The 6,433-nt window shown below is 47.8% G+C and carries 7 protein-coding genes and 4 pseudogenes; 5 read left to right on the forward strand and 6 right to left on the reverse strand.

What is annotated here, in order from left to right:
* Window positions 1–211: 211 nt before the first annotated feature.
* Window positions 212–963: pseudogene (locus VE954_RS38110) on the reverse strand (IS5 family transposase); the annotation flags it as partial.
* Between the two features lie 340 nt (window positions 964–1,303).
* Window positions 1,304–1,615, reverse strand: coding sequence for a hypothetical protein (locus VE954_RS38115; protein WP_324963051.1), 312 nt, complete (start codon window positions 1,613–1,615; stop codon window positions 1,304–1,306).
* Between the two features lie 11 nt (window positions 1,616–1,626).
* Here VE954_RS38115 and VE954_RS38120 point away from each other — a divergent pair, with 11 nt between their 5' ends.
* Entirely contained in the window at window positions 1,627–2,130 is a 504-nt protein-coding gene (locus tag VE954_RS38120) for a hypothetical protein (protein ID WP_324963054.1), read from the forward strand.
* Between the two features lie 129 nt (window positions 2,131–2,259).
* On the opposite strand, the pseudogene VE954_RS44600 reads toward VE954_RS38120, so the two are convergent.
* Window positions 2,260–2,570: pseudogene (locus tag VE954_RS44600) on the reverse strand (DDE-type integrase/transposase/recombinase); the annotation flags it as partial.
* Between the two features lie 98 nt (window positions 2,571–2,668).
* Between VE954_RS44600 and VE954_RS43975 the strand changes: the two are divergent.
* Window positions 2,669–2,758, forward strand: a pseudogene (locus VE954_RS43975) (IS6 family transposase); the annotation flags it as partial.
* Here VE954_RS43975 and VE954_RS38130 read toward each other — a convergent pair.
* On the reverse strand, window positions 2,740–2,997 hold the full coding sequence (locus VE954_RS38130; RefSeq protein ID WP_324963056.1) for a hypothetical protein: 258 nt from the start codon (window positions 2,995–2,997) through the stop codon (window positions 2,740–2,742). The pseudogene VE954_RS43975 and the gene VE954_RS38130 sit on opposite strands and share 19 nt — an antisense overlap.
* On the opposite strand from VE954_RS38130, the gene VE954_RS38135 reads away from it, so the two are divergent.
* Entirely contained in the window at window positions 2,996–3,319 is a 324-nt protein-coding gene (locus VE954_RS38135; protein WP_324963058.1) for a hypothetical protein, read from the forward strand. The genes VE954_RS38130 and VE954_RS38135 overlap by 2 nt on opposite strands.
* A gap of 232 nt (window positions 3,320–3,551) precedes the next feature.
* On the opposite strand, the gene VE954_RS38140 is transcribed toward VE954_RS38135, so the two are convergent.
* Entirely contained in the window at window positions 3,552–4,037 is a 486-nt protein-coding gene (locus VE954_RS38140) for a hypothetical protein (RefSeq protein WP_324963060.1), read from the reverse strand.
* Between the two features lie 705 nt (window positions 4,038–4,742).
* Here VE954_RS38140 and VE954_RS38145 point away from each other — a divergent pair.
* A complete protein-coding gene (locus tag VE954_RS38145; RefSeq protein WP_324963062.1) occupies window positions 4,743–5,063 on the forward strand; it encodes a transposase in 321 nt (106 codons plus the stop codon).
* A gap of 239 nt (window positions 5,064–5,302) precedes the next feature.
* Here the strand turns inward: VE954_RS38145 and VE954_RS38150 are convergent, their stop codons facing one another.
* Window positions 5,303–5,917, reverse strand: a complete 615-nt coding sequence (locus VE954_RS38150; RefSeq protein ID WP_324963064.1) for a transporter substrate-binding domain-containing protein — start codon at window positions 5,915–5,917, stop codon at window positions 5,303–5,305.
* Window positions 5,918–6,074: 157 nt separating this feature from the next.
* Between VE954_RS38150 and VE954_RS43980 the strand changes: the two are divergent.
* A pseudogene (locus tag VE954_RS43980) lies at window positions 6,075–6,161 on the forward strand (methyl-accepting chemotaxis protein); the annotation flags it as partial.
* Window positions 6,162–6,433: the final 272 nt, after the last annotated feature.

Raw genomic sequence — 6,433 nt, forward strand, 5'->3', positions numbered from 1 at the left:
CGTTACCTCCAGGGACTCAAGACTCGTTACGCGGTGGGGCTGACTTCCCCTTCCGCTGCGGGACTTTCACCCGCGAGATACACGCCGCTTATCTTGGCGCACAAAGAATGCCTGAAATTTCAGCAGACCCTTGATTATCAACGCTTTCACATCTGAGAGCTTGTTGAAAAAATTGTGTGACGCCTTTTTCACACCAATCGACGCAGCATGAGATCATTCCCAGGTACACAAGGGATTCACTGGTCCTGGGATGCCGTTCATAATCCTTGCTCATGCGTGGATTCCTTCCAAGCCGTCCAAATGTCCGCTCGACAATCCATCTCATAGGCAGATCTTTGAATCCTTTTTCATCATCGGAGCGTTTGACGATTTCCAATACAAAATCGAATCCGTTTTCAACCCACTCGATAGGCTGACCGGAATGCCCACCATCAGCCCGCATCAATTTACAGAAGTCAACTTTTTCTGAGCAGCCTCGATCGTTTTCATGGCTCCATTTCGGTCCTGGACTTCGGCGCTGTGGGCAACTGCTTTTATAACAAGGCCGAGCGTATCAACAATAATATGACGTTTTCGGCCATTTACTTTCTTGCCAGCGTCATAGCCACGAATCCCCCCAGATTCAGTCGTTTTTACGGATTGGGAATCAATGATAGCTGCACTTGCATCTCGATTTTTTCCGACATCTTCGCGCACCATTTCGCGAAGTTCGTCGTTAATTTTTTCCCATATTCCATTGCCCATCCACCGACGGAAATAATAATAGACAGTACACCACCTTGGAAGGTCGTGAGGCATTTGTCGCCACTGACACCCTGAACGGACGACGTAAAAAATTCCATTCATTATTTCCCGCCATTCGTATTTTCTCGGTCTGCCTTTTTCCATTGCCTTCGGCATTAGCATTTCCAGAATTTTCCATTCGGCGTCGGTTACATCGCTGTGATAAGGTGTTCTATCCATAGAGCCCGGTTCCCTCGTCAAGAGATTATTGCTATTGAGGGATTCAAACCGGGTTCTATTTTTGTGTGCAATTTCAATGATCTAAAGCATTTGAAAACCTTGCCCCGCAGTTTTTTCAACAGGCACTGAGATTTATGGCGACGACAATGAAATCGTAAACCGGCAGCTTCGCATTAGAAAATGAACAACAATTAGCATTCAGCGCACGTTTATGAGCTGCATATCGAAGTTGTTGGAGGTGAAATTTGAGCTGAAAACCGATCGATTCGGTTATGAATTCATAAATTTTGGCCCTTCCGAGAACAGTCGTCTCGTCGCGCAATTGGCAAAACGTCAGGTACTACCCGGTGGCAAAAGCACCTTGATTAATCAGGCTGAACTCGGTGGCAAACTCTTTGTGAAAGCGAAGCGGTTTTTTGTATACCAGGACACACAGGCTATGGCTACATTCGATCCCGGACACTGTTCTGCCCACCTCAATAATATCGGGTGTGCGTTTGGTGGCTTGAGTTGTACAAAAAGTAAGGATCAGTTCAGGCCCGCCGAAAGTCTCAATATTTAGGTCCTGACTCGGTCGGGTGATCGCGCTGATCAGGACAACAGACCTTGCTTTATTGTCATTTAAACCACGCAAAATAACAAACTGATTCAAAGGAGTTTAGCTTGAGCGTTTTGACAAAATTCAGACCCCCTGCCTATCCGATTGGGGATGGAGAGGACCTGATAAAGGGATTTGACTTGGCACGACTTGCGGTTCTTGAATATTGGTATCAGGACACCTGTAATCTTGTTTGGGATTCTTACGGCTCAAAAGGAAGTGTATTTGCTTTGCCAGATGATGAAATTGCTTACGACTATGATCAGAAGATTTTAGACAATGTCCGCTTTCGCCTTTCAAAGTGCCCGAGTCTTGAAGATGCGATGGATCATATGTTGATGCCAAACGAGGAATACCTGCATGGCCGGTCCATTGATGTGGCACTGTCCATAAGCTGCGTGTGGCATGAACTTTTCTATTCTGAAAAGCTCTTCCGTCTCAAGGTATTCGATTGGGTAACACTTGCCCAGACTTGTTGCAGCATTGCAGAAATAGCGATGACTGGTCGTAATGTCGATGATCTGATTCACAGAGTGAACGGAATTATCGCGATTTGGACCGATTTCTAAACTGATGGTTCAGATCGGGTTCTGTTGGGCTTTGTTGCATTTGCAAACTCTGAGCGAGGAAATATCTGGATTCGCGAGCAATGAGGCCGCCATGGAATAGAAGACCTCAGCAGAGGTGTATCCCTCTGCTTTGAGCTGCCGTTTTCGAATGATCCTCATCGACTCAAAGCCACCAATTGTGATCCTTGCAGTTCGAAACCTCTTGAAACCCAGCGTGGCCCTGCATCGCTGTCTGATGGGCTTATGGTCCCGCTCGATAAGTTTATTTATATATTTGTTCTGACGAATTCGATATCGGTGCCTTCGTCATCATTATGGGCCTGAATGCCGGCGGCGTTGGCTCCGCTCTTCCTTATCCCACTGCCGGTAGAGGTATTTCCACTGGCCTTTGACCTTGATATAAGTTTCATCAGGCGCCAGCTTTTGCCTGAGGGCCGCTTAAGCCAGCATGAGCCGGCCGGCTCTGTTGCAAAAAATCTCTGGTATTTTGACCCGGGACTCGTCATATTCGCCAGTTCACCATACCGGGGGAGTGGTTATGGCACTAAGCTTCAAAGGACGGCATTTCCAAAAGTCCGTTATCCTGACGTCCATCCGCTGGTATCTCGCCTATAAACTCTCCACGAGAAAAAGGACATCAGTGAGGGTCTGTCCGGGCCCTGGAACAAAGCCATTCTCCGCGGCCTTTTTCCTGAGCACAGACCAGTTGATGCCGGCTCCGTTGTCGGTGACTTTGAGTTCAACCCCAGAACCACGCGGCAGAGCCTCGATCCGGATCAGAGCCGGCCTGACTTTCTCATTCCGTCCAGCGGGGCGAATGAAGCCATGGTCCATGGAATTGGCGACGGCATGCAAGAAGCATTTCATGGTTAATATTCGTGGCAAGATAGTGACTGCCGACGCACTTCATGGCACTAAAGACTTTGCAGAATATCTCGTCAGTAGACAGGCCGACTATGTCTTTGTAATGAAAGGCAATCGCAAGAAGCTTATCGATAGATTGGAGATGCTTGACATAAAGGATGAGTCATATTCAAAAGTGAAAATTATGGATTTTGGCCATGGCCGCAAAGAAACAAGAACTCTATATCGCTCAGCTTCTGCAAACGCAACAAAGCCGGAAAGATACCAGCGGACGTTGAGCATGATGATCTGGCGCTCGAAGGAGCGGATGGTTTTTGCGATCTGAAACCGGACTTTTTTCCTGAAGAGGCTCATGATCACGTTACGCAGAGTGATCATGAGATGGGGAATAGAGCCGACCTTACCCTGCTTGCGATCGTCGTTAAAAGTGACGTCTCTTACATGGAACACTTTATTTTAAATGGTCCGGTGGCCTGGAGCAGTATCGCAGCATCGGCATCCTTATGACTCGTCAGGCCATGGATAAGCTCCCGCCTATAGCAAGGCAAAGCCTGTGACTAGAACGACAGGCAGGTAGCGTTTCGATCCGCAAGAGTATAAGCTTCGCCGCCAGCTAGTGCGCCAGTGACTTTAGCCGGATAAGACGGTTTTCCATTGAAACCGCCGCCTAAGGTTGGTTGCGTGAGATCCAACTGCATAAAGTAATCTGGATGCTTTATAGTCAGGGTTTCAGCGTCTTCCTCAAGCTTGACCTGGGCCCGGGGAGCATAGGAGAGAATCCGAGTTAGAGGATATTCTGGTGCCGCTGGATCCCTATACTCCACTCTTCGAATAATCGTACTGAAAAGACCAAGGTTGGGGTTTGTACTCGATCGGTATCTTACGACGTCCAAGCTCAAATTCTCCGAAGGAGCACCTAAGGTATCAATCAAACAGAGGTAGACCGTCACACCGCTGGTCGGACGAGAATTGATTTCATCCGCCCCAGCCGAATTAACGAATGCGAGGCTTGAAAATAATAGCAAGGCACATTGTTTTAACATCAGTCTTTTCCATGCAAAAATGTTTTAATAATCAAAGGTGTTTCACTGACAGGCCACGGACAGCCATGTTGAAGGTTTCAGTCAAGTTCAAATCGCGCACGCAAGACTCACTCTCGTTGCTCTGCATCAGAGCAATTCGCTTTCTTGGCTCGCTTTTGAAGCAGAGAGACACACCTCTGCTTAAATCTTTTGTTCCATTGCAGCGTGATGACTCGCCGAGTCGGACCTTCTCTCGTTCATTGTCTGGAGACGCAACAGAACCATTTTCCCCCAGGGCCCCGGAAAGAATGATTATAAAGTAACCTGACCGTTAAATTCATTGGGAAATTTCAGAGTTACCGCTTCCGTGAAAGCTTTAATAATCGAGGTGCTGCTGAATTTCCAGGCATTCTTTCCGGGGCCCTGATTTTCCCCGCGTATCGGACCTGAAGAACATTAGAAAAAGCATTAAGCCCTTTGCTAAGACCTTTTTACAGAGTTGCGCCAGGATTGTGAACTATCTTAACCTTACTGGAATGAGGCGAATGAAATGGGTGTTGATTGCGTAATTTACCCTAAACGGATGCTCAGTACGAAGCTGGCGAATTCACCTTAAGTGCGACAAATCGATTGAGGATCTATCCCGGATGTTCAATCCCATTGAAGTTACCCGGATTCCGTGGAGTCATTTGTTAAGATGTAGCCATAAGACTAGGGAGTCTAGAATTGAAGCCAGACAAGTCAGCTAAATCCGCAGGTAAACGCCGCAAGTTTTCCCCCGAGTTCAAATCAGAAGCAGTCAGACTCGCCCAAAGCCCAGGTCAATCCATCAGTAACGTGGCCAAAGACCTTGGCATCAGCGAAGGCAATCTCCGTAACTGGATCAAGCAAGCTGCTGTGGATGCGGGGATAGGGACTTCAGATGCATTGACAACCGCCGCCGAGAAGCAGGAGTTGGCCGCTCTTCGTCGTGAGATTAAAGAGCTTCGCATGGAGCGTGAAATCCTGCGAAAGGCCACGGTCTTCTTCGCGAAACAGCAGATGTAAGATTCGCCTTCGTCGACGCGGAGAAGGCCGAATTCTCGATCAGGAAGCTTTGCAAGATTTTTGGCGTGTCCGAATCCGGCTTTCATGCATGGAAATCCCGGCTTTGCGACAGGGCCCCCGAAAGAATGACTATAAAATAAGCTGCCAAATTATTGGGAAATTTCGGAATTACGACTTTCGTGAAAGCCTTAATAATCAAGGGTCTGCTGAAATTCCAGGCATTCTTCCCGGGGCCCTGGTCAAGGTTCCTGCCCAAAAATTCTGCTGAATGTCCCGTCGCTTTTTACTTTACGGATCGCCTTTGCCAGTCGATGAGCAAGCCCTTCATGTTTTTTTGCCATAAAAATATAGAGGGGGGCTTTGTGTAGTGAATCGCTAAGATAAACTTCACGTTTTGTTTCTGTTTTGGCAATTTCGAGCGCTTCCATTAAGGCAACGAGTATACTGTCCACACGATTCGTTCGCAGCATTTCCATGCGATTGGCACTCTGATTGGTATAGGTGCAATTCATAGCCCATTCCTTGCAAATACGCACGTGGGTGTGAGAACCGATCTGGGCTGCAACCCGGGAGTTTCTCGCCTGGCGCCCGTTTTGGTATCCATTCGAATACGACACCAGCACAAATTCAAGGTCAGCGATTTTTTCCTCCACCCTCACTATTGAGTCTTTGCTGCTCGCGTACGATTCCTCCTCTCTTCCGAAATCTCCATCCAGTTCACCCTTGGCAACCAGAGACTCGATGCGTAAGAAGGGCACTTCGATTAGCTTAATCGTGACATCGCTTCCTGCCTGCTCTGAAATCTTTTGAGCATAGAGGTGGAGCTTCGGCCACAAAGGGTTTTTGGAAGTCATCCCCACACCAAATGTGAGATTTACCGCAGCGCTACTGGTCGACGTAAGAAGGCAAGCGGATACGATAGCGAATAGTTTTAAATGGTTAACCATGCTGTTTCTATATCTTCGTTTTAAAGGACGCTCATGACTACTGCCTGAATATTTTAACACAACGTTTCAAACAAAACTCCAGGCTTTCAATGCCTCGGTGAAAGCTGCTCGTGCAGGCGAAAGCGGCAAAGGTTTCGCCATTGTCGCTGAGGTCGGGTAAAAAGAGTGCCTTAGAGAGGGAATATCTTTTTCCGCGTGAACTTCTGAAGTCAGCACTCGCCTCGAATTGATCGGCCAGGGAAAAGCCCAGCCCTTCCATGTCAGATTGCATCAAAAAGCCTCCTGAAGAGGAGGACTGCAAGTCCCAGGAGGCGGGTTCTAGTCAATAATATTGGTGTATTGATTAATTCTTAGCCATTCTTTGTGCGCCAAGATAAGCGGCGTGTATCTCGCGGGTGAAAGTCCCGCAGCGGAAGGGGAAGT

It is taken from the genome of Oligoflexus sp. (assembly GCF_035638955.1).
GTDB lineage: Bacteria > Bdellovibrionota_B > Oligoflexia > Oligoflexales > Oligoflexaceae > Oligoflexus.